The sequence below is a fragment of the Arthrobacter sp. PL16 genome (assembly GCF_035985055.1).
GTDB lineage: Bacteria > Actinomycetota > Actinomycetes > Actinomycetales > Micrococcaceae > Arthrobacter_D > Arthrobacter_D cheniae.
On sequence record NZ_JAXCIC010000001.1, the window covers coordinates 308,961 to 330,013 of the forward strand.

At 66.8% G+C, this 21,053-nt stretch carries 17 protein-coding genes; 10 read left to right on the forward strand and 7 right to left on the reverse strand.

What is annotated here, in order from left to right:
- The first annotated feature begins 132 nt into the window (after positions 1–132).
- Together RCH21_RS01400 and rsrA are read left to right on the forward strand one after the other, a co-directional pair.
- The gene (locus RCH21_RS01400; protein ID WP_442784657.1) at positions 133–828 is read left to right on the forward strand and encodes a sigma-70 family RNA polymerase sigma factor; all 696 of its coding nucleotides are present in this window, start codon (positions 133–135) and stop codon (positions 826–828) included.
- The gene (gene rsrA, locus RCH21_RS01405; RefSeq protein ID WP_326962898.1) at positions 825–1,085 is read left to right on the forward strand and encodes a mycothiol system anti-sigma-R factor; all 261 of its coding nucleotides are present in this window, start codon (positions 825–827) and stop codon (positions 1,083–1,085) included. The genes RCH21_RS01400 and rsrA overlap by 4 nt, the downstream gene beginning before the upstream one ends.
- Before the next feature lie 132 nt (positions 1,086–1,217).
- Here rsrA and RCH21_RS17135 read toward each other — a convergent pair whose 3' ends face one another.
- Positions 1,218–1,292, reverse strand: coding sequence for a 50S ribosomal protein bL37 (locus RCH21_RS17135; protein WP_104061284.1), 75 nt, complete (start codon positions 1,290–1,292; stop codon positions 1,218–1,220).
- Positions 1,293–1,463: 171 nt separating this feature from the next.
- Between RCH21_RS17135 and RCH21_RS01410 the strand changes: the two genes are divergently transcribed.
- Positions 1,464–2,429 carry a zinc-binding dehydrogenase gene (locus tag RCH21_RS01410; RefSeq protein ID WP_326962899.1) on the forward strand — a complete coding sequence of 322 codons (966 nt, stop codon included), beginning with the start codon at positions 1,464–1,466 and terminating at the stop codon, positions 2,427–2,429.
- A 75-nt stretch (positions 2,430–2,504) separates the two neighbouring features.
- Here RCH21_RS01410 and RCH21_RS01415 read toward each other — a convergent pair whose 3' ends face one another.
- The 6 genes from RCH21_RS01415 to RCH21_RS01440 form a co-directional block, all read right to left on the reverse strand.
- A complete protein-coding gene (locus tag RCH21_RS01415) occupies positions 2,505–4,289 on the reverse strand; it encodes an ABC transporter ATP-binding protein (RefSeq protein WP_326962900.1) in 1,785 nt (594 codons plus the stop codon).
- Positions 4,289–5,323: an ABC transporter permease gene (locus tag RCH21_RS01420; RefSeq protein ID WP_326962901.1), complete on the reverse strand. Its 1,035-nt coding sequence runs from the start codon at positions 5,321–5,323 to the stop codon at positions 4,289–4,291. The genes RCH21_RS01415 and RCH21_RS01420 overlap by 1 nt, the downstream gene beginning before the upstream one ends.
- A gap of 9 nt (positions 5,324–5,332) precedes the next feature.
- The gene (locus RCH21_RS01425) at positions 5,333–6,865 is read right to left on the reverse strand and encodes an ABC transporter permease (protein ID WP_326962902.1); all 1,533 of its coding nucleotides are present in this window, start codon (positions 6,863–6,865) and stop codon (positions 5,333–5,335) included.
- Between the two features lie 101 nt (positions 6,866–6,966).
- Positions 6,967–8,748: an ABC transporter family substrate-binding protein gene (locus RCH21_RS01430; protein WP_120147995.1), complete on the reverse strand. Its 1,782-nt coding sequence runs from the start codon at positions 8,746–8,748 to the stop codon at positions 6,967–6,969.
- Positions 8,749–8,977: 229 nt separating this feature from the next.
- Entirely contained in the window at positions 8,978–9,577 is a 600-nt protein-coding gene (locus RCH21_RS01435; RefSeq protein WP_120147994.1) for a GDSL-type esterase/lipase family protein, read from the reverse strand.
- A gap of 168 nt (positions 9,578–9,745) precedes the next feature.
- Positions 9,746–13,603: a multifunctional oxoglutarate decarboxylase/oxoglutarate dehydrogenase thiamine pyrophosphate-binding subunit/dihydrolipoyllysine-residue succinyltransferase subunit gene (locus tag RCH21_RS01440; protein WP_326962903.1), complete on the reverse strand. Its 3,858-nt coding sequence runs from the start codon at positions 13,601–13,603 to the stop codon at positions 9,746–9,748.
- Between the two features lie 236 nt (positions 13,604–13,839).
- On the opposite strand from RCH21_RS01440, the gene RCH21_RS01445 reads away from it, so the two are divergent.
- From RCH21_RS01445 to RCH21_RS01475, 7 genes are all read left to right on the forward strand, one after another.
- The gene (locus RCH21_RS01445) at positions 13,840–15,291 is read left to right on the forward strand and encodes a GuaB1 family IMP dehydrogenase-related protein (RefSeq protein WP_120147992.1); all 1,452 of its coding nucleotides are present in this window, start codon (positions 13,840–13,842) and stop codon (positions 15,289–15,291) included.
- Positions 15,292–15,383: 92 nt separating this feature from the next.
- Positions 15,384–15,575, forward strand: coding sequence for a hypothetical protein (locus RCH21_RS01450; protein WP_326962904.1), 192 nt, complete (start codon positions 15,384–15,386; stop codon positions 15,573–15,575).
- A gap of 2 nt (positions 15,576–15,577) precedes the next feature.
- Positions 15,578–17,014 carry a hemolysin family protein gene (locus RCH21_RS01455; RefSeq protein WP_326962905.1) on the forward strand — a complete coding sequence of 479 codons (1,437 nt, stop codon included), beginning with the start codon at positions 15,578–15,580 and terminating at the stop codon, positions 17,012–17,014.
- On the forward strand, positions 17,011–18,099 hold the full coding sequence (locus RCH21_RS01460) for a hemolysin family protein (protein WP_120147990.1): 1,089 nt from the start codon (positions 17,011–17,013) through the stop codon (positions 18,097–18,099). Before RCH21_RS01455 ends, RCH21_RS01460 begins: the two co-directional genes overlap by 4 nt.
- Before the next feature lie 94 nt (positions 18,100–18,193).
- Positions 18,194–19,192: a metal ABC transporter solute-binding protein, Zn/Mn family gene (locus RCH21_RS01465; RefSeq protein ID WP_326962906.1), complete on the forward strand. Its 999-nt coding sequence runs from the start codon at positions 18,194–18,196 to the stop codon at positions 19,190–19,192.
- Between the two features lie 105 nt (positions 19,193–19,297).
- Positions 19,298–20,137: a metal ABC transporter ATP-binding protein gene (locus RCH21_RS01470; protein WP_182976878.1), complete on the forward strand. Its 840-nt coding sequence runs from the start codon at positions 19,298–19,300 to the stop codon at positions 20,135–20,137.
- A 3-nt stretch (positions 20,138–20,140) separates the two neighbouring features.
- A complete protein-coding gene (locus tag RCH21_RS01475; RefSeq protein ID WP_326962907.1) occupies positions 20,141–21,046 on the forward strand; it encodes a metal ABC transporter permease in 906 nt (301 codons plus the stop codon).
- Positions 21,047–21,053 lie beyond the last annotated feature (7 nt).

Consider the following 21,053-nt stretch of genomic DNA (forward strand, 5'->3'; position numbering starts at 1 on the left):
GGAAGAAGGGTCGCACGGATGACGGTGCTACAGACCGCGGCGGTCGACAGACCAGGATTCCAGCTCTCGACGTCGATCCAGCGGGGCGGCACCACGGCGCCGCGACAGGGCGGACGAGTAGACTTCGACTCGATGAATACAACAGCCCCCGCAGGCAGCAGCCAGGCCGAAGATGCACAGTTGGACGTGTCGACGGAGTCGGAAGCCGACCGCAAGGCACGCTTCGAGCGCGACGCGATGCAGTACGTCGATCAGCTCTACTCTGCCGCCATGCGTATGGCCCGCAATCCCAGTGATGCGGAAGACCTGGTGCAGGAGGCCTATACCAAGGCGTTCTCGGCGTTCCACCAGTACAAGCCGGGCACGAATCTGAAGGCGTGGTTGTACCGCATCCTCACGAACACCTATATAAATCTCTACCGCAAGCGGCAGCGCGAGCCCCTGCAGTCCCACTCGGACACCATCGAGGACTGGCAGCTCGCCAAGGCCGCGGAGCACACCTCCATGGGATTGCGTTCCGCCGAGGCCGAAGCACTGGACCACCTGCCGGACTCCGATGTGAAGAGTGCGCTGCAGGCCATTCCCGAGGAATTCAGGCTCGCGGTCTACTTCTCGGACGTCGAGGGCTTCGCGTACAAGGAGATTTCGGAAATCATGAATACGCCCATCGGGACCGTCATGTCCCGGCTGCACCGCGGGCGCAAACTGCTGCGCGAGCTCCTCGCGGAGTACGCGCACGAGCGGGGCCTCGGTGCCACCGCAGGTGCGAGTGCCAAGAAGCGGGTTGCACCTGGGGCAGCGGGCAAGGAACAGGAGATGAAGAAATGAGCGATTGCGAGAGTATGGGCGATTGCGCCGACTCGAGGATCGAGCGGCTGTACGAGTACCTCGACGGTGCCCTGTCACACCAGGACCTGGTGGAGATCAAGGACCACCTGAACGGTTGTCCGGAGTGCGCCGAGGAGCATGATCTCGAGTGCGTGATCCGGTCCGTCGTCAAGCGATCCTGCACCGAGGTGGCGCCATCGACCCTGAAGGCGAGCATCCTCGACCGCATCAGCCAGCTCAAGACGGCAGACCACTGACCTTCAATAGCTCGAGGTCGCGTCTTCGGCGAGCATCTCGGCGAATACACGGTTGAACGACAGAACCTCCGGAACCCTGACGGGCCGGAGGTTCTGTCGTTGGTGCTACCACCATGCTTTCAAGGCCTGAACTCAGGCGTTGGGGCGCTTACCGTGGTTTGCGCCTCCGCGCTTGCGGTCGCGACGCTTGCGTGCTCGCTTGCTCATGGCTGCCTCCTTCTTCTTCCGGCACTGTAGTCGTGCAGAACTGCACCCAAGTCTCCCATACGGCGGTGGGCGTCACCTAAACAGCCTGCCTCCACCGATCAGGGCCACCTCCTTCGCGGCACGGCCGGCCCCTAGGATTGAAGGATCATCCATGATCGAAGGAGCTTGTGCATGCGCGCCGCCTACGTAGCCACCCAGTCCGCGGATGATCCGCTCGCCGGGCTCACCGTCGGAGACCTGGACCTCCCGGACGCGCCCGTCGGTTTCCGGCGGGTGAGGGTCGTCGCATCCTGCCTCAACCATCACGACCTCTGGTCGCTCAAGGGAGTAGGACTGTCGCAGGACAGGCTGCCGATGGTCCTGGGATGTGATGCCGCCGGTGTCGACGACGACGGCAACGAGGTGATCGTACACGGCGTGGTGTCCTCGCCCAAGTGGCGCGGCGACGAGACCCTGGACCCGAAGCGTTCGCTCCTGTCGGAGCGCCACCCCGGCACGATGGCCGACTACGTGTGGGTTCCCGAGCGGAACCTCGTCCCGAAACCTCCCGAGCTCACTTTCGAGGAAGCGGCCTGCCTGCCCACGGCCTGGCTCACCGCCTATCGCATGCTCTTCACGGTCTCTCCGGCCGCGCCCGGGGCCACCGTCCTCGTGCAGGGCGCCGGCGGCGGAGTCGCGTCCGCCCTGATCGCCCTGGCCTCGGCAGCGGGCTTCCGCGTCTGGGCCACGAGTCGGAGCGCGCAGAAACGGCAGCGGGCGCTCGAGCTCGGCGCCGACCAGGCGTTCGAGGACGGTGCGCGGCTCCCCGAGCGCGTCGACGTCGTCTTCGATTCGGTGGGTGAGGCGACGTGGGCCCACTCCCTGAAGTCCCTCGTGCCCGGTGGGACGGTGGTGACGTGCGGAGCTACCAGCGGTTCCGCGCCCTCCGCCGACCTCAACCGGGTCTTCTTCCTCCAGCTGCGCGTGCTCGGTTCGACGATGGGGACGCGGGAGGAGCTGGTGCGGCTCACGCGCTTCCTCGTGGCCACCGGTGTCCGGCCCGTGATCGACACGGTCCTGCCCCTCGATGATGCTGCCCGGGGGTTTCGGCGCATGCTGGCCGGTGACGTCTTCGGAAAGATCGTCTTCCGTCACTGACCCGGCCGACGGCGCAGATGCAGACGAGGAACCCTCCGTGCGCGGAGGGTTCCTCGTCGTTCCTGCCGGATCGTCCTACTCGGACGAGCCCGCCGCCAGGAGGGCGGTGCGCTGCTCCCGCCGCAACGACTGGATCGCAGGGTCCGGCACGGGCGCTGCTGCGAGCAGGCGGCGCGTGTACGGGTCACGCGGATACTTGAGGACCTGCTCGGTGCTGCCCTGCTCCACCAGGTTGCCCTTGTTGAGCACCGCGATGTGACTCGCCAGGAGTTCGACGACGGCGAGGTCGTGGCTCACGAACAGGCAGGCGAATCCGCGTTCCCGCTGGAGCTCCTGCAGGAGCTCCAGCACCTTCGCCTGAACCGAGACGTCGAGCGCCGACGTCGGTTCGTCGGCCACGAGGAGGTCCGGTTGCAGTGACAGCGCACGGGCGATGCCGACGCGCTGGCGCTGACCGCCGGAGAGCTCGTGCGGGTACCGGTTGCGGAAGGCGACCGGCAGCTGCACATCCTCCAGCAGGGACGCGACCCGCTTGTCGAGCGCCCCGCGGCCCAGCTTCTGATGAAGGAGCAGAGGCTCGCCGATGCTCTCTCCGATGGACATCCTCGGGTTGAGGGACGCCGCGGGATCCTGGAAGACGATGGCGAACTTCTTGCGCAGCGGCAGGAGCTGACGCGCGCTGAGGTCCGTGATGTCGGTGCCGCCGATCCTCACCCTTCCGCCGGAGGTCCTGATCAGTCCCGTCACGGCGCGCGCGATGGTCGACTTGCCGGATCCGGACTCGCCCACCAGGCCCAGGACCTCACCGGGGTTGATGGTCAGGGAGACACCGGACACCGCCTTGAAGGGCGGTTGCCGGAACCGGCCCGGGTACTCGATGTCCACATCCGTGAGTTCCAGCGCCGGTACGACGCCGGAAGCCGTATGTGTCTCCCGCGCCCGCAGTGCTGCCTCCGCGTACTCCTCGTGGATGCTCAGGTGCCCGTCGACCACCTCGACGTCGGTGAGGACACCGCCCACCTTGGAACCCAGGTGCGGGACGGCGCCGAGCAGCTGCTTCGTGTAGGCCTCGGCCGGGGCCGCGAACAGCTGGGCCGTCGGCGCGGCCTCGACGATCCTGCCCCGCTCCATCACGATGACGTGGTCCGCGAGGTCGGCGACCACGCCCATGTCGTGGGTGATGAGGAGCACGGCGCTGTTGAGCCGCTTGTTGAGCTTGCGCAGCAGGTCGAGGACCTCGGCCTGCACGGTGACATCGAGCGCGGTGGTGGGTTCGTCCGCGATCAGGAGCATCGGATCGTTGGCGAGGGCGATGGCGATCATTGCACGCTGGCGCTGGCCGCCCGAGAACTGGTGCGGGAAGGAGTCGTAGCGGCGCTCGGCCTCAGGGATCTCCACCATGCGCAGCAGCTCGATGGCGCGCTTCCTGGCCTGGGCCGGCGAAAGCTCCGTGTGCTGCTCGACCGCCTCGCGGATCTGCTCGCCGACCGTCAGGACCGGGTTCAGCGCCGTCATGGGTTCCTGGAAGATCATCGCGATCTCGTTTCCGCGCACGCGGCGGAGCGTGCCCTGCGGTGCTCCGATCAGTTCCTTGCCGAGCATCTTCGCGCTGCCGTGCGAGCGTCCGTTGCGGGGGAGGAGGCCGAGCAGGGCCATGGAGGACATGCTCTTGCCGGATCCGGACTCCCCGACGATGGCGAGGATCTGGCCGGGGTGGATCTCGTAGGAGACGTCCTCGGCGGCCATCACCCACTCGTTGTCGACGTTGAAATCCACGCCGAGCCCCTTCACCGCGAGGATGGGTCCGCTCCCGACGGGTGCCTGTTCGTCCGTCATGATGACCGAGCTGTGTGCTGCCATTACTGCTTCACCCTTGTCTGCTTGGGGTCGAATGCGTCGCGCAGGCCGTCACCGATGAAGTTGACGGCGAGGGCGATGCCGATGATGAACGCTCCGGGCCACAGGAACAGCCACGGCCGCACCGTGAGGGCCGAGCGGTTGTCATTGATGGCCTTGCCGAGCGAGGTATCCGGCGAGACGACGCCGAGGCCGAGGTAGCTCAGGGCGGTCTCGAGCAGGATGGCTCCGGAGATGGCCAGGGTCGTGGAGACGATGATGACCCCGACGGTATTCGGGAGGATGTGCCGGAAGATGATGCGGAACGAGCTCGCGCCGACCGACTTGGCGGACTCGACGAACTCCTTCTCCCGGAGCGACAGGAACTCGCCGCGCACCAGCCGGGCGAGTCCTGTCCACGTGACGATGCCCAGGAAGACCGCGAAGGGGATGATGCCCGCCTTGGCGACGATTCCGGCGACCGCCGCCGCGATGACGACCGTCGGGATGGTGATGACCACATCGGTGATGCGCATGAGGAATGCCTCGGTCCAGCCACGGAAGTAGCCGGCGAGGGCCCCCACCGTGGTGCCGATGACCATGGCCACGAGTCCGACGATGAAGGCGATGATGAGCGATGTCTGCGTTCCGCGCATCGTCAGGGCGAAGTAGTCGCGTCCGAGGACGTCCTGCCCGAAAGGATGCTCACCGAGGCTGAACGGCCACAGGGTGAGCGTGGGACGGCCCTCGTTGAACCGGGCGGCGAGGACGTCGTAGTCCTTGTTCCACCAACCCGGAATGCCTGCGAAACCGATGGAGCTGAAGGCGAGCAGGAAGATCAGCACCAGCAGTGCGATTCCGGCGAGGGCTCCCTTGTGCCGGAAGAAACGCTCCCTGATGAGACGGCCCTGGCTCTTGGCCTCGGTGGTGCGGATGCGGTCCGTCTGCGCCCGTGTCGGAGCGGCGGTCGCGATGTCCGTGTCCTGGCTCTGCAGGGTCATCTCGGACAATTCGACAGACGAGCGGGAATCGTCCCGCGGGTTCTGGTGATTGCTCATGATCGGGTCCTAGCTGAGGGTGATGCGGGGGTCGAGGAACGCGTAGGCGATGTCCGCCAGCATGTTGAAGAGGACGGCGGCCGTCCCGACGACGAGGAAGAAGGCCATGACCGGCCCCGGGTCCACGTTCTGGATGCCGTCGACGAACATCTTGCCCATGCCGTTCCAGCCGAAGACCTGCTCGGTGATGACGGCGCCGCCGAGGACGCCCGCGAAGTCGAAGGCCATCAGGGTGGTGATCGGGATCATCGCGTTGCGGAACGCGTGCTTGACCAGCACGGTCCGCTCGCTGAGGCCCTTGGCCCGCGCGGTGCGGATGTAGTCCTGGTTCATGACATCGAGCTGACTGGCCCTGGTGTACCGCGTGTAGGTCGCGAACGAGATGAGCGTCAGGGCGATGGTCGGCAGGATCAGGTGCAGTGCGTAATCCAGGTTGATCTCCCAGAAGGTCCCGGCGAGGTTGGCGGACTGGGAGCCGGTCGTCGGGATGGGCCGGCCACCGGCCTTTGCCGAGAGCGTCGGATAGGCCTGGAGGAGGCGGTCCACGACGATGAGCAGGCTGACCGAGACGGCGATGACCGCTCCGATCTTGGCTGCCTGCGCACGGAACGGGCCGCCCACGACGCCGGCGACGAGATAGGACACCACCGCGAGGACGACGACGAGTGCCAGCACGATGAGCCAGTTGGTATCCGCCAGGAGGGGAATCGACACGAGGTAGCCGACGAATCCCACGCCCGCTGCCGCGAGGGCGGCGTGCAGGACACGACGACGGCGGAAGCCGGCGAGCAGGGCGGTCCAGAGGACAGCGATGCCTGCGGCCGAGACCAGCATGCCGACCAATCCGAGGCCCGGGGTGACGAACCAGCGGGACACGAGGAGGAGGTAGAGGGCAAGCGCCGTCGCCACTGCGGCAATGGCGAAGACCGTCAGCCTGCGCTTGCGGTCACCGCCGACGACGACCGCCCATATCACGCCGGCGACCACCCCGATCAGGGCGATCGTGAGATACGAGAATTGTGGATTCGCGAGCCAGGTGTTCAGGTCGATCGCCAGGTACTGCTTCAGCAGCGTCGAGAGCCAGAACAGGGGGAGCGAGAACAACAGGAAGGAGATGAAGGTGACCGAGTAGTCGAAGGTGCTGTACTGCCGGATCGCCGTCACGATACCCACGACCACGCCGAGCACGAGTGCCAGGACGGTGGCGACGACGACGAGGCGCAGCGTCGAGCCGACGGCGTTCTCGAGTTGGGGCAGAACGGCTGCTCCTGTACGGTCCAGCCCGAGCGTGCAGCTCACGCCGCCCGGGACGAGGCAGTGGCCGACGTCCTGCAGCCAGAGGAAGTAGCGGGGGATGGGTGGCACGTCCAGGTTCATCGCGGCGGTACGCGCTGCGATGGTGGCGGCCTTCTCCGGGCCGCTCGCCTCACCGAGGTCCTCGAAGGGGTCACCCGACGAAATCGTGAGGAAGTACATCAGCGTGGTCGCTGCGAGCATGATGAAAAACGAGATGATGGTTCGCTTGACGATGAAGTAGAACACGTGGGGGCTCCTAGGAAACGGTGCAGGCTGTAGCTGTGCCGGGCATAGGGACGGGCAGGCCCGAGGGCCTGCCCGTCCTCATGCTCATCCGGAAGAGGCGATCAGTTCTGCTTCGTCCAGCTGTAGGCATTCCAGGTGATGCCGGTCTGCGTCGGGTTCAGTTCCACGCCCTGGAGCTTCGAGGAGTAGCCCGCGATGTTCGGGTTGGCGTAGAGCACCACGTTGTACTGCGTCTCGGCAAGGCGCTGCTCGAGTTCGCTCTTCAGGCCGACGACCTTCTCGGTGTCCGTGTTGGTCACGATCTCGCTCCAGATACGGTCCACCTCTTCGTCGGTGTAGCCGCCGAAGTTCTGCTCGCCGCCGGAGACGTAGATGGATTCACCGGAGGCGACCAGGCCGGAACCGGCCCAACCGAAGACCACGGCATCCCAGGCACCGGGCTGGGAGAGCTTGGCGCTCCACTCGGCCTCGGGCTGCGGGGTGATCTCGAAGCCTGCCTTGTCGCAGCTGTCCTTGATGAGGGCGACCTGGTCCGCGCGCAGCTGGCTCGTCGATGCGTGCATCATCGAGACCTTGACGGGCTCGGTCTTGCCGGCCTCGGCGAGGAGCGCCTTGGCACCCTCGATGTCGGCGACGCCGTCGCTCTCGGCGGCGGGAGCGCCTTCGAGGACCGTCTCGTAGTCGGCCTGCGCAGGCTGGTACTCGTGCAGGTTCAGCACGGAGCCTTCCGGGTCGACCGGCGTGACGAACTTGTCGACCATGTCCGCTACCGGGATGCACTTGGCGAAGGCCTGGCGCACCTTGAGGTCCTCGAAGACGGCGCCGGGGCGCTGGTCGAGGTCGACGTGCGAGAAGGTCAGGGACTGACCGGTGTCGACCGTCACGGTCTCACCGATTTGCTCGAGCGCGGTCTTCGTGTCGACGGTCGGGCTGGAGGGCTCGATGATGTCGACGTCGCCGTTCTGGAGGGCCTGGACGGCTTCCTCGTCGACGACGGTCTTGAAGACGATCGTGTCGGTCTTGCCGGCACGCTCCTCACCCCAGTACTGGTCGTTCTTGACGAGCGTCAGGGTCCCGTTGGCCGCGTTGTCGAGGACGTAGGGGCCGGATGAGGGAAGGATCGCGGTGTCGGGGAGGGTCGGGAGGTCGGCTTCGTAGTTCCAGCCGGTGTTCCAGAACTCCGACACCGGGGTCAGCGCCGCGCGGTCATCGTTCTGGATGGCTTCGACGAGTTCCGCGCCGTCGCCCTCGGCCGACAGGCCGGCCTGCTCCGCAGCGATGTGCGCGGGCATGAGGGCGGTCGACATCACGGACTCCCAGTCCGCGTAGGGCTCGCTGTAGACGACCTCGAATTCCTTGGCGCCCGGCTCGCCTTCGGGCATCTCCATCTGGCCGAAACCATTGGTGGAGGATGCCAGGAAGAGGTCCGCCTCGGCGCCGGATTCCGGATCGGTCTCGCCGCTGGGATGGGTGCCCGAGAAGGCGGCCCACTGCAGGAGCACGTCATCGAAGTCGATCGCGGTTCCGTCGGACCAGACAGCATCCTCATTGATGGTGTATTTCACGGTGAGGGGATCGTCGCTGGTCTTCTCGTAGGTGCCGAACTCCTCGTTCTTCTCGAGGTTGCCCTCCGCATTGAAGGCGACCCACGAGCTGGTGGTGAGGTTGTCCACGTAGGTGTTGTAGACGGCGTTGGTTGCGGCCGTGCCACCGTTGTAGGCGGTGGGTGCCTGGCTGATCGCGATGTTGATCGTCGTCGCCAGATCCTCCGTGGCGCCTTCCGATGCCGGGGTCTCGGCAGTTCCACCCGCGGATCCGCAGGCACTCAGCATGAGTGCCCCGATGGACAGTGCGGCGAGCGTCATGGTGCGCTTATTACGCATTCGATAGTCCTTACTGTGCTTGGCGCGGGGGACGCAGTGATGTCCCCCGAGGCGGATTGCGGCAGTGACGGCAATCACACTCGGACAGCATAGCGAAGGATTGTTGCCTCCGGACACTCAGTGAACCAGTGATAACCCATTTGTTACCTGGGCGAAACATGCGCTTCCCGGGCAATGAAAGAAGCCCCGGAGACGGCGTGTCTCCGGGGCTTCAGCGGTGTGCGCTCATCTATTCTGGCGCCGGCACATCGAGCCACTGGAACCAACCGCGGTGCAGGACGAGCCAGGCGATCAGGCCGTACCCGGCCTGCGCGGGCGTGCCGCCATTGGCGGCGAGATCATGGCGCCACTGCTCGTGGGCGAGCAGCGGGGTGAAGGTGTCGACGAAGACGTGCTTGCGCCGGGTGGTCACGTCGCCGAAGGCTGCCGAGAGATCGGCGAGGCGCCTGTTCCGCTCCGCATCGAGGCCGGGAGGAGGGCCGACGACGAGGACCTTGACGTTCGTCTGCGAAGCACCATCGAGGATATTCGCGAGGTTGAGGCGGCTCCTCGCCGTCGACAGTTCGAGGTCGAGGTCGCGGTCGGACAGGCCGATCACGAGGCGGTTCTCGAGACCGTCCCCGAAGCGCCGCCCGACCTCCTGCAGCCAGCGGTTGGCAAGGGCCTCGGTCCCCTCGCCGGGTGCCGCGAGGCTGTAGGCCTCCACCGTCGCGTTGTCCGGCCTGGTGCGGGCCATCACGCGACCGAACCAGCCGAGGGCACGAGGATCACCGAGCCCCGCGAGGAGTTCGTCGCCCACTGCTGCTAGCCGGATTCTGCGTTGTTCCACTGGTCCCTCGGTGTGCTGGTCGTCGATGTACTGGTGATCGGATGCGGTACTTGTCGGGCTCGGACACCGGGCCGTTCCGGCCGCGTAGGGGCTCGGACCGAACCTCGACGGGCCTTAAAGACATCAGGTGGGGCGCTCGACCCCACCTGACATCATACTGATGGCTTTCTAGTGCCGGCCGAACGCCCTCTTGATGAGGAGTTCCTGCTCGATCGCGTGATTCTTTCCCGAGCCTGTTGCGGTGGAGGCCGACGCCGGCCGGCTTGCCAGCCGCACCGGCCTGTCGAGCTGCTGCGGGAGGTTGAGTCCGATGAACGGCCACGGTCCCTGGTTCGCCGGCTCGTCCTGCGCCCAGACGATCTCCGCACCGGGGTAGGTCGCGAGAGCCGCCCTGATCTCGTCGAGGGGAAGCGGGTAGAGCTGCTCCACGCGGACGATGGCCGTCTTGCCGTCGTCGAGCTTCTGGCGCGAGGCCAGCAGATCGTAGTAGAGGCGCCCCGACACCAGGATCAAGCGTTCGACGTCGTTGCCCGGCGTCTCGAGCGTGTCCGGGATGACAGGGCGGAACGAACCCTGGGTGAAGTCCTCCACTGCACTCGCTGCTCCCTTGAGGCGCAGCAGCTGCTTCGGCGTGAAGATCACGAGGGGCTTCCGCGGGCGGTTGTACGCGTGTCGACGCAGCAGGTGGAAGTGCGAGGCCGCGCTGCTGGGATTCGCGACGACCATGTTCTGCTCGGCGCACATCTGCAGGAAGCGCTCGATCCGCGCCGACGAATGGTCCGGTCCCTGCCCTTCGTAGCCATGGGGGAGCATCAGCACGAGGGAGGAACGCTGTCCCCACTTCTGCTCAGCAGAACTGATGAACTCGTCGATGATCGTCTGGGCGCCGTTGACGAAGTCCCCGAACTGCGCCTCCCAGATGACGAGCGCGTCGGGCCGCTCCACCGAGTAGCCGTATTCGAAGCCCATCGCTGCATACTCACTGAGCAACGAGTCCCAGACCCAGAACTTCGCCTGGTCCTTGGCGAGGCCGTCGAGCGGCAGCCATTCACGGCCGGTGGCGCGGTCGTGGAAGACCGCATGCCGCTGCACGAACGTACCGCGGCGCGAGTCCTGGCCTGCCAGCCGCACGGGGACACCCTCCATGAGCAGCGAACCGAAGGCCGCGATCTCGCCGAAGCCCCAGTCGATGCCGCCCTCCCGCGACATCTGCTCACGCTTGTCGAGCAGGGCCTTGAGCTTGGGGTGGACCGTGAAGCCGTCCGGTATCGAGGTGTGGGCGGCGCCGATGTGCGCGAGGGTCTCCGCACTGATGGCGGTTCGACGTGCACCGGTCTCGCCGGCGTCGGCCTGCTGCGCGAGGGGACGCTCGAGGTCCGACACCGCCTGCGGGTCCTTGGTGATGATCGGGATGGGAGATGTCTGCGCGGCGTGCGTCTCCGCGAACACCCGCTCCAGGCGCTCCTGGTAGTCGCGCAGTGCCTGCTCGGCTTCCTCCTGGGTGATGTCACCGCGGCCGATCAGGGCCTCGGTGTACAGCTTGCGGACCGAGCGCTTGGCCTCGATGAGGTTGTACATCATCGGCTGCGTCATCGAGGGGTCGTCGCCCTCGTTGTGCCCGCGACGGCGGTAGCAGACCATGTCGATGACGACGTCCTTCTTGAACCGCTGCCGGAACTGGTAGGCCATCTGGGCCACCCGGACCACGGCCTCGGGATCGTCGCCGTTCACGTGGAAGACCGGCGCCTGAACCATCTTCGCGACGTCCGTCGAGTACACGGAGGAGCGCGACGACGTCGGGCTGGTGGTGAAGCCCACCTGGTTGTTGACGATCACGTGGATGGTGCCGCCCGTGCGGTAGCCACGGAGCTGCGACAGGTTCAGCGTCTCCGCGACCACTCCCTGACCGGCGAACGCCGCATCTCCGTGGATGAGAATCGGAAGGACGGGGAAGCTGTCGCCCTGGTCGAGGAGGTCCTGCTTGGCGCGGACGATGCCCTCCAGGACGGGGTCGACGGCCTCGAGGTGCGAGGGGTTGGCAGCGAGATAGACCTTCGTCTCGTTCCCGGCGTCGGAGGTGAAAGTGCCCTCGGTGCCCAGGTGGTACTTGACGTCTCCCGAGCCCTGCACGGAGCGCGGATCCTGCGTGCCCTCGAACTCGCGGAAGACCTGTGCGTAGGTCTTGCCGGCGATGTTCGTCAGGACGTTCAGGCGGCCGCGGTGGGCCATGCCGATCGCGACCTCGTCGAGGCCGTCGTCGGCAGCACCCGAGATCACGGCGTCGAGCAGCGGGATCAGCGACTCGCCACCTTCGAGGGAGAATCGCTTCTGCCCGACGAACTTCGTCTGCAGGAACGTCTCGAAGGCCTCCGCCGAGTTGAGCTTGTGCAGGATGCGCAACTGCTCCTCACGGCTCGGCTTCGAGTACGGGTGCTCGAGCTCGTCCTGGAACCACTGCCGCTCGACGGGGTCCTGCAGGTGCATGTATTCGATGCCGGTGGTGCGGCAGTAGGCATCACGCAGGACGCCGAGCATGTCGCGGAACTTGAGCATCGGCTGGCCGCCGAAACCGCCGGTGGGCCACTCGCGGTCGAGATCCCACAGGGTGAGCCCGTGGGTCCGGATGTCGAGGTCGGCGTGCTTGCGCTGGACGTACTCCAGCGGGTTCGTGTCCGCCATGAGGTGGCCGCGCACGCGGTAGGCATGGATGAGCTGCTGGATCCGGGCGACCTTGTTGATCTGGTCCATCGGATCGACCTGGATGTCGGCGCTCCAGCGCACGGGCTCGTAGGGGATGCGCAGAGACTCGAAGATCTCGTCGTAGAAGCCCTGCTCACCCAGCAGCAGCTGGTGGATGATGCGCAGGAACTCGCCGCTGCCTGCACCCTGGATGACGCGGTGGTCATAGGTCGACGTCAGGGTGATCGTCTTGCTGATCGCGTGCTTCGCGAGGATCTTCTCGCTCGAGCCCTGGAACTCGGCGGGGTACTCGAGGGCACCGGCGCCGATGATGCAGGCCTGGCCCTTGGAGAGGCGGGGAACAGAGTGGACCGTACCGATGCCGCCCGGGTTGGTCAAGGACACCGTGGTGCCGGCGTAGTCGTCCGCGCCGAGCTTGCCCGCGCGGGCCTTCTTCACGAGGTCCTCGTAGGCATGCCAGAACTCCGAGAAGTTCATGGTCTCGGCCTTCTTGATGTTCGGTACCACGAGGGAGCGCGTGCCGTCGGGCTTCGGCATGTCGATCGCGAGTCCGAAGTTCACGTGCGCGGGCTGCACCGCCGAGGGCTTCCCGTCGATGACCTCGTAGTAGACGTTCTGCGAGGGGAACTGGGCCAACGCGCGGATGATGGCGTATCCGATGAGGTGGGTGAAGGAGACCTTGCCGCCGCGGGCACGGGCGAGGTTGCTGTTGATGACCACACGGTTGTCGATCAGCAGCTTCGCGGGGATGGCCCGCACGCTGGTCGCGGTCGGGACGCTGAGGCTCGCCTCCATGTTGGTGGCGATCGCTTTGGCGGGCCCGCGGAGCACGCTGACCTTGTTCTCCTCCATCTCGGCGTTGCGGTCCGAGGCCGGGAGCTGCGCCGGGATGGGCTTTCCGGCGGGCTTCTCCTCGCGGGAGGTCTCCGGCTTCTTGGCCGGCTCGTTCGCAACAGGGGGCTTGCCGCTCTCCTGCGTGCTGGCGGGGCTCTCGCCGGATGCCTTGGGAGCCGGGGCCTCGGTCTTCACGACGGGGAGTTCCTTCGTCGGAGGGTGCGCGGCGACAGGCGTGGAAGGCGTGGGACCGCTTGCTGCGGGTCCGGTAGGAGTCGTGGACGCGGGGGCTGATGCGGGATCTGCGGGCCTGTCTGCCGAGCGCCGGCCGTTCTCCGCCGGAGCATTCTCCGCATCGAACGAATCGAACAGGTCCCACCACTTCTTGTCGACGGAGTGGCGGTCCTTCTGGAACTGCTCGTAGAGTTCGTCAACAAGCCACTCGTTCCCGCCGAATTCTTCAGGTAGACGGTGGCTGGTTTGTTCTGGCACTTGGTATACGCCTCTTCCGTAAGTTGCCCTGAGCGCGGTGCGGTCGGCAGGACAGGCGTTAAGCCGTGTCTGGACCCTGTTCAAGTGTAGTGACAGGACTGACGAACAATCCAATCAGGCGTGTCGTCCTGGCAGCCGACGTGCGATACTGCGGGCCGGTCACCGAACGGGCTCCTCGCCCGGAACGCATTAGACTCTTTGCGGCTGTCTGTCCGGCCGCCGATACAGGGAGAACCATGCGCTACATCAATCCGCCGACCACCGACCTCACCTACTCGGACGTCTTCCTCGTGCCGTCCGCGTCCGAGGTCATATCCCGGTTCGACGTCGATCTGTCCTCCGACGACGGAACGGGAACCACGATCCCGCTCGTCGTCTCCAACATGACGGCGGTGACCGGGCGCCGCATGGTGGAGACCGTCGCGCGCCGCGGCGGCATCGGGGTGCTGCCGCAGGATGTGCCGGTCGAGGTCATCGCCGAGGTCACCTCCTGGGTCAAGGACCGCCATCCGATCTTCGAGACCCCGCTGAAGCTCCAGCCCGGTTCGACCGTGATCGATGCGCTGCACCTCATGCACAAGCGCGCACACGGCGCGGTCCTGGTGGTCGATGACGGCGGGACCTGCGTGGGAGTGGTCCACGCGAGCGACTGCGAGGAGGTGGACCGTTTCGCTTCCCTCGAGTCCGTGATGCGCCAGGCCCCGGCGGCCTTCGAGGCCTCCCTGTTCGACGACGATCCCGCCGCCGCGCTGCAGAAGGCCTTCGAGGATCTCGACGGTGCCCGGAGTTCCCTGGCGCCGGTCGTACGGGACGGTGCCCTCCAGGGGGTCATCACGCGCACGGGTGCCCTGCGCTCGACGATCTACGATCCGGCGCTCGATGCTTCCGGCAGGCTCCGCGTAGCCGCCGCCGTCGGTATCAACGGCGACGTCGAGGCGAAGGCCGGGGCGCTGCTGGACGCAGGCGTCGACGTACTGGTCGTGGACACCGCGCATGGCCACCAGCGGAAGATGCTGGACGCGCTCGCCGTCGTCCGCGGCCTCGATCCGAAGGTCCCGATCGTCGCGGGCAACGTGGTCAGTGCGGACGGGGTACGCGATCTCGTCGCCGCAGGCGCTTCGATCATCAAGGTGGGCGTGGGCCCGGGCGCCATGTGCACCACGCGCATGATGACGGCCGTCGGGCGCCCGCAGTTCTCCGCGGTCCACGAGTGCGCCCAGGCGGCGGCCGAACTCGGCGCCCATGTCTGGGCCGACGGCGGCGTCCGGTACCCGCGCGACGTCGCCCTGGCCCTCGCGGCCGGCGCCAGCCAGGTCATGATCGGCTCGTGGTTCGCCGGCACGTACGAGAGCCCGGGAGACCTGCAGACCGACAGCAACGGTCGCCGGTACAAGGAGAGTTTCGGCATGGCGTCCGCCCGCGCCGTGCAGAACCGTACGCGGCGCGACGACGTGTTCGCGCGCGCCCGGAAGGGACTGTTCGAAGAGGGTATCTCCGCCTCCAAGATGTACCTCGATCCGGCTCGCCCCGGCGTCGAGGACCTGCTGGACCTGATCACCGCCGGGGTGCGCAGTTCGATGACCTACGCGGGCGCTTCGTCGCTGGCTGAGTTCCGCGAGCGTGCGGTGGTCGGTGTGCAGTCGGCAGCCGGCTACGAGGAGGGCAGGCCGGTCCAGCAGAGCTGGTAGGAGCGGCTCGGGCCGGAGCCCGGTGCGCTGTCGGAGTAACCGGCCGAAGATCGTGTCGCGGATGACGCGCCACCCGGTAAACTGGTCTCCTTATGGACAGTCCTTCTAGGGGCCGGCTCGACGCCGGCGTATCCTCCACTCTTGCCCATCCGCTACCCGAATCCGATGCGGGACACCCGGCCGACGCCGGCTCCGACCAGGATGCGGCCGCCCTCCCTGCCGACGCCGCGGACCCCCTCAGACGCGGACCATCGCCGTCCCGCTCCTCGACGGAGGGGATGTAGCGGTGGAATGGATCTACCTGGCTGCCGGCCTGCTCCTCGTCCTGGGGACGGGATTCTTCGTGGCCGTCGAGTTCGCCCTCGTAGCGCTCGACCAGACCTACGTCCAGCGCGCGGTCGACGACGGCGACACCAGGGCGGAACCGCTGCTGCGCTGCCTGAAATCCCTGTCCACCCAGCTCTCGAGCTGCCAGTTGGGCATCACCATCACGACGCTGCTCACCGGCTACGTCATGGAGCCTTCCGTCGGGCACTTGCTCGAGGCGCCACTGACCTCCCTCGGGCTGTCCGAGGCACTGGTGGCCTCGTCGTCCATCGTCATCGCGATGGCCCTGGCGACCCTCCTGTCGATGCTCATCGGCGAGCTAGTACCCAAGAACCTCTCCATCGCGCTGCCCTTCAGGGTGGGTAGGGCTCTGGCCCGTCCGCAGCTCGTCTTCACAGCCGTGTTCAAGCCGGCCATCATCGTGCTCAACGGCTTCTCGAACCGCATCCTGAACATCTTCGGCCTGGAGGCCAAGGAGGAGATCTCGGGAGCCCGCACGCCGTCCGAGCTGTCATCGCTCGTCCGTCGGTCCGCTGAGATGGGCACGCTCGACCAGGCCACGGCCACGTTCCTCGCGCGGACCTTCAGTTTCTCCGAGCGGACCGCAGCGGACGTCATGACGCCGCGCATCCGGATGGAGGTCATCGATTCGGACCAGACGGTCGCCGACGTGGTGGAAGCCGCCCGTCGCACCGGCTACTCGCGGTTCCCGCTCATCGGCGATTCCGCGGACGATATCCGCGGCGTGGTCCACGTCAAGAAAGCCGTCGCCGTACCACGCCACAAGCGGGCGGAGCTTCCTGCCGGGACGATCATGACCGACGTCCTGCGCGTGCCCGAGACCGTCCACCTCGACTCCCTCCTCAGTGAGCTCCGCGAAGCCAACCTGCAGCTCGCCGTCGTGCTCGACGAGTACGGAGGCACTGCCGGTGTCGCCACGCTCGAGGACCTGGTCGAGGAGATCGTCGGTGAGGTCAAGGACGAGCACGACAAGCTCAAGCCCGGCGTGCTGCAGAGCGCGGCGGGGGACTGGTACTTCCCGGGTCTCATGCGACCGGACGAGGTCACGGTGCAGATCCCGGGCCTCGTGGTTCCGGACGAGGCGGGCTACGAGACCGTCGCCGGCTTCATGCTGGCGGAGCTGGGTCGCGTCGCGGAACCCGGCGACGTCGTCGAGGTCCCGGCGGGAACGCTGACGGTGGAGCGCATGGACGGACGCCGGATCGACCGCCTCCACTTCCGGCCCGCACCGACGGGTCGCGCGGACGGCGGGGACAGCCCTCCCGACGGCGCCGTCGTACCTGAGCACCAGTCGGTGGCCCAGGGAACCCGCCCGCAGCGCGCCGGCCGGCCGGCTTTCGCGGGCAGTACCGCAGTAGGGAAGGACGACCGATGAGTGATTGGGCAGGAATAGCCTGGCTCGTCATCCTCCTGATGGGCAATGCCTTCTTCGTCGCTTCCGAGTTCGCCGTGATGTCCGCGCGCCGGAGCCAGATAGAACCCCTGGCCGACGCGGGCTCCAAGCGCGCCCGGACCACGATCTGGGCGATGGAGCACGTGTCCCTCATGCTCGCCTGCTCACAGCTGGGCATCACGGTCTGCTCGCTCCTGATCCTGCAGGTGGCCGAGCCCGCCATCCATCACCTGTTCGTGGTTCCGTTCGAGGCCGTCGGAGTTCCCGAGGGGTTGGCGGACGGTGTCGCTTTCGCGCTGGCGCTGCTCCTCGTCACCTTCCTGCACGTGACGTTCGGCGAGATGGTGCCGAAGAACATCTCCGTCTCGGTGGCGGACAAGGCCGCGCTTCTTCTGGCACCTCCGCTGGTGATGATCGCGAGGGTCGTCCATCCTGTGATCTCCTCGCTGAACTGGGCCGCGAACCACATCCTGCGCGCGCTGAAGGTAGAGCCGAAGGACGAGGTGTCCTCGACCTACACGCTGGAGGAGGTGCAGTCCATCGTCGAGGAATCCACCAAGAGCGGACTCGTGGACGATGAGTCCGGCCTGATCACGAGCGCACTCGAGTTCTCGGGGCAGACGGCAGAGACCACGATGATCCCGCTGAGCGAGCTCGTGACGGTCCGCGCCGACGCGACGCCCGAGGATTTCGAGCGGGCGGTGGGGCGCACCGGGTTCTCCCGTTTCGTCATGGTGGACGAGCACGGCAACCTCACCGGATACATGCACCTCAAGGACATCATGTCCATGCCGCAGGCGATGTACCGGAAACCCATCACGGAGAACAAGGTGCGGACGCTCGCCAACCTGCCTCTGAACGAGGAGATCGAGGACGCCCTCGCCGTGATGCAGCGGACCGGCTCGCACGTGGCCCGCGTCCTCGGGCCCGACGGATCGACCCGCGGAGTCCTCTTCCTCGAGGATGTGATCGAACAGCTGATCGGTGAGATCCGGGACGCGACGCAGAATCAGGGAGCCAGGAGGACCGGTGAGGGAGTCAACGGCACGGAGGCGCCGGTCGCCTGATCGTCGACCGGCGACCTGAATGCGAATGATTCGCGTTTACGATAGGCTCGTCTCGCTAACGTAAACAATTCTCAACAGTCTGATCGAGGTCCTCATGCCCGCTTCCCGTCGTCCCGTCGTGACAGCCCTTCTCGCGGTCTCTGCCCTCGGGCTCACCGCCTGTGCAGGTAGTGCGACCGACGCGCGGGCCGAGGGTGCGGGCTCCACCGCCGGGGGGAGTTCGATCTCGATCGTCACGGCCACCAATGTGTACGGGGACATCGCAGCGACCATCGGGGGCGACGACGTCGACGTCACAGCCATCGTGGACAGCCTGAGCCAGGACCCGCACTCGTACGAGGCCACGGTGCAGGACAAGCTGTCGGTGTCCGAGGCGGACCTCGTCATCGCGAACGGGGGCGGCTACGACGCCTTCCTCGGGCATCTGGCCGAGGAGACCGGGGCAGGGACGGTGCTCGACGCCGTCGAACTCTCCGGTCTCGAGGAAACCGCCGAGGGTGAGCCGACGGAGGAGCACGCCGAGGAAGCGGGAGGCCACTCGGGCGAGGACGACGGGCACGGATACGGAGCGCTGAACGAACACGTCTGGTACAGCCTGCCTGCGATGGCAACCCTGGCCGACGCCATCGCCGACGAACTCGGGCGTCTCGACGAGGCCAACGCGGAGGACTACCGGGAACGCGCCGACGCGTTCATCGCGGAACTGGCTCCCCTCGAGGACCGGCTCGCGGCGCTCGCAGCGGACGGCCCGGGCGGACAGGTCGCCGTGACCGAGCCCGTACCCGTCTACCTCCTCGAAGCCGCCGGGCTCGAGAACGTCACCCCGGAGGAGTTCAGCGAGGCGGTCGAGGAGGAGACGGACGTCCCCGTCGCCGCCCTGGACGAGATGAAGACCCTCGTCACCGGTGACACGCTCGCCTTCCTTGCCTACAACGACCAGACCGCGGGATCGCAGACGGAAGCGGTACGCTCAGCCGCCGACGGCGCAGGCCTTCCGGTGCTCGACTTCACCGAGACACTTCCCGACGGCGAGGACTTTGTTTCCTGGATGACGGCCAACACGGATACCATCGAGGCCGCCCTCGAACAGTGAGAGCGGTGGTGGTCCGGTCGGGAACCGGGCGACCGGTCCGGAACCGCAACACAGGACCACGACCCAGCATCATGACGCACTACGACAGACTGGAACCCGTTCCGCATGACCTCGACGTTGCCCCGGCAGGTCCCCTACCCGCAGGAGGGTAGGGGACAGCCGGCCATCAGCCTCCGCGGCGCGGCGCTCTCCTTCGGGAAGCGCACGCTGTGGAAGGGACTCGACCTCGACATCATGCCCGGGGAGTTCTTCGCCGTCCTGGGTCCCAACGGTTCGGGGAAGACGAGTTTCCTCAAGGTGCTGCTGGGACTGCAGGCCCTCGACTCCGGGACCGCGCGGGTCGACGGTCGGCCCATCGCTCGTGGCAGCAGGACCCTCGGCTACATCCCGCAGCAGAAGTCCTTTCCGCCCGAGACACCCCTTCGGGCGCGTGACCTGGTGGGTCTTGGTGTCGACGGGCACCGGTGGGGGTTGCGGATGCGGAGCAGGGCCTACAACGAGCGCGTCGACGGCCTCCTGCGCGACGTCGGCGCCGAGTCCTACGCGGATGCACCCGTCGGGCTCCTCTCCGGCGGCGAACAGCAGCGCCTGCGAGCCGCACAGGCACTCGCCACCGATCCCACCGTGCTCCTGTGCGACGAGCCACTGCTCTCCCTGGATCTCCATCACCAGCAGGCGGTGAGCTCGCTCATCAACCGCCAGTGCCATGAGAAGAACAGCGCCGTCGTCTTCGTGACCCACGAGATCAACCCCGTCATCGAGTACGTGGACCGCGTCCTGTACCTGGCCGACGGTGAGTTCCGCGTCGGGACCCCGGAGGACGTCATGACGAGCGAGGTGCTCTCGGACCTGTACAGGAGTCCGGTCGAGGTCCTGCACAGCAACGGCCGCATCGTCGTCGTGGGATTGCCGGATGACACTACGCACCACCACGAGAGCGCCTAGACCATGGACTTCCAGGAGATCCTCAGCGCCATCTTCACGTTCGACAACTATGCGCAGCTCCTGCCCCTCGTGCGGAACTCGCTGATCGCCGGAGCCGTGCTCGGGCTGCTGGGCGGATTGATCGGGACCTTCGTCATGATGCGGGATCTCGCCTTCGCCGTGCACGGCATCGCAGAGCTCTCCTTCGCGGGCGCGGCCTTCGCCCTCCTCGTCGGCGCCAACGTCGTGGCCGGGTCCCTGGTGGGGTCTGTCCTGGCGGCACTCGTCCTCGGGGTCATGGGGATCCGGGCGCGGGACCGGAACTCCGTCATCGGCGTCGTCATGCCCTTCGGCCTCGGGCTGGGGATTCTCTTCCTCGCCCTCTACGAGGGGCGAGCCGCCAACAAGTTCGGCCTCCTCACCGGGCAGATCGTCTCGGTCGACGATGTGCAGCTGAACCTTCTCGCCGGATGTGCCGTCGTCGTGATGATCGCGCTCGCGGCGATCTGGCGTCCGCTCACCTTCGCGAGTGCTGACGCCGATCTGGCGGAGGCGCGCGGTGTTCCTGTCCGGGGGCTCTCGATCCTCTTCATGGTGCTGCTCGGGGTCTCGGTGGCGCTGTCCATCCAGGTGGTCGGTGCCCTGCTGGTGCTGGCACTGCTCATCACGCCGGCCGCGGCGGCCCTGAAGGTCACCTCGGCGCCGGGGTTCGTGGTGCTGCTGAGCGTGGTCTTCGCCTGCACGTCGGTGGTCGGAGGGATCCTGCTGGCGCTGGGTGGACGGATCCCCGTCAGTCCCTATGTCACGACGATCTCGTTCGCCATCTATCTCGCGTGCCGCCTGATCGGGTCGCGCCGCTCACGGCGACGGTCGCGTCGAGTGGACGCCGTCGGACAACCGGACCTCCGCGTCGCTGGATCGTCCGCCTAGGGTTCGC

Excerpts from the sequence above, each read along its gene's own strand:
- RCH21_RS01400 (WP_442784657.1), top strand. The coding sequence starts at position 133 with ATGAATACAACAGCCCCCGCAGGCAGCAGCCAGGCCGAAGATGCACAG.
- rsrA (WP_326962898.1), top strand. The coding sequence starts at position 825 with ATGAGCGATTGCGAGAGTATGGGCGATTGCGCCGACTCGAGGATCGAG.
- RCH21_RS01410 (WP_326962899.1), top strand. The coding sequence starts at position 1,464 with ATGCGCGCCGCCTACGTAGCCACCCAGTCCGCGGATGATCCGCTCGCC.
- RCH21_RS01415 (WP_326962900.1), bottom strand. The coding sequence starts at position 4,289 with ATGGCAGCACACAGCTCGGTCATCATGACGGACGAACAGGCACCCGTC.
- RCH21_RS01420 (WP_326962901.1), bottom strand. The coding sequence starts at position 5,323 with ATGAGCAATCACCAGAACCCGCGGGACGATTCCCGCTCGTCTGTCGAA.
- RCH21_RS01430 (WP_120147995.1), bottom strand. The coding sequence starts at position 8,748 with ATGCGTAATAAGCGCACCATGACGCTCGCCGCACTGTCCATCGGGGCA.
- RCH21_RS01445 (WP_120147992.1), top strand. The coding sequence starts at position 13,840 with ATGCGCTACATCAATCCGCCGACCACCGACCTCACCTACTCGGACGTC.
- RCH21_RS01450 (WP_326962904.1), top strand. The coding sequence starts at position 15,384 with ATGGACAGTCCTTCTAGGGGCCGGCTCGACGCCGGCGTATCCTCCACT.
- RCH21_RS01460 (WP_120147990.1), top strand. The coding sequence starts at position 17,011 with ATGAGTGATTGGGCAGGAATAGCCTGGCTCGTCATCCTCCTGATGGGC.
- RCH21_RS01465 (WP_326962906.1), top strand. The coding sequence starts at position 18,194 with ATGCCCGCTTCCCGTCGTCCCGTCGTGACAGCCCTTCTCGCGGTCTCT.
- RCH21_RS01470 (WP_182976878.1), top strand. The coding sequence starts at position 19,298 with ATGACCTCGACGTTGCCCCGGCAGGTCCCCTACCCGCAGGAGGGTAGG.
- RCH21_RS01475 (WP_326962907.1), top strand. The coding sequence starts at position 20,141 with ATGGACTTCCAGGAGATCCTCAGCGCCATCTTCACGTTCGACAACTAT.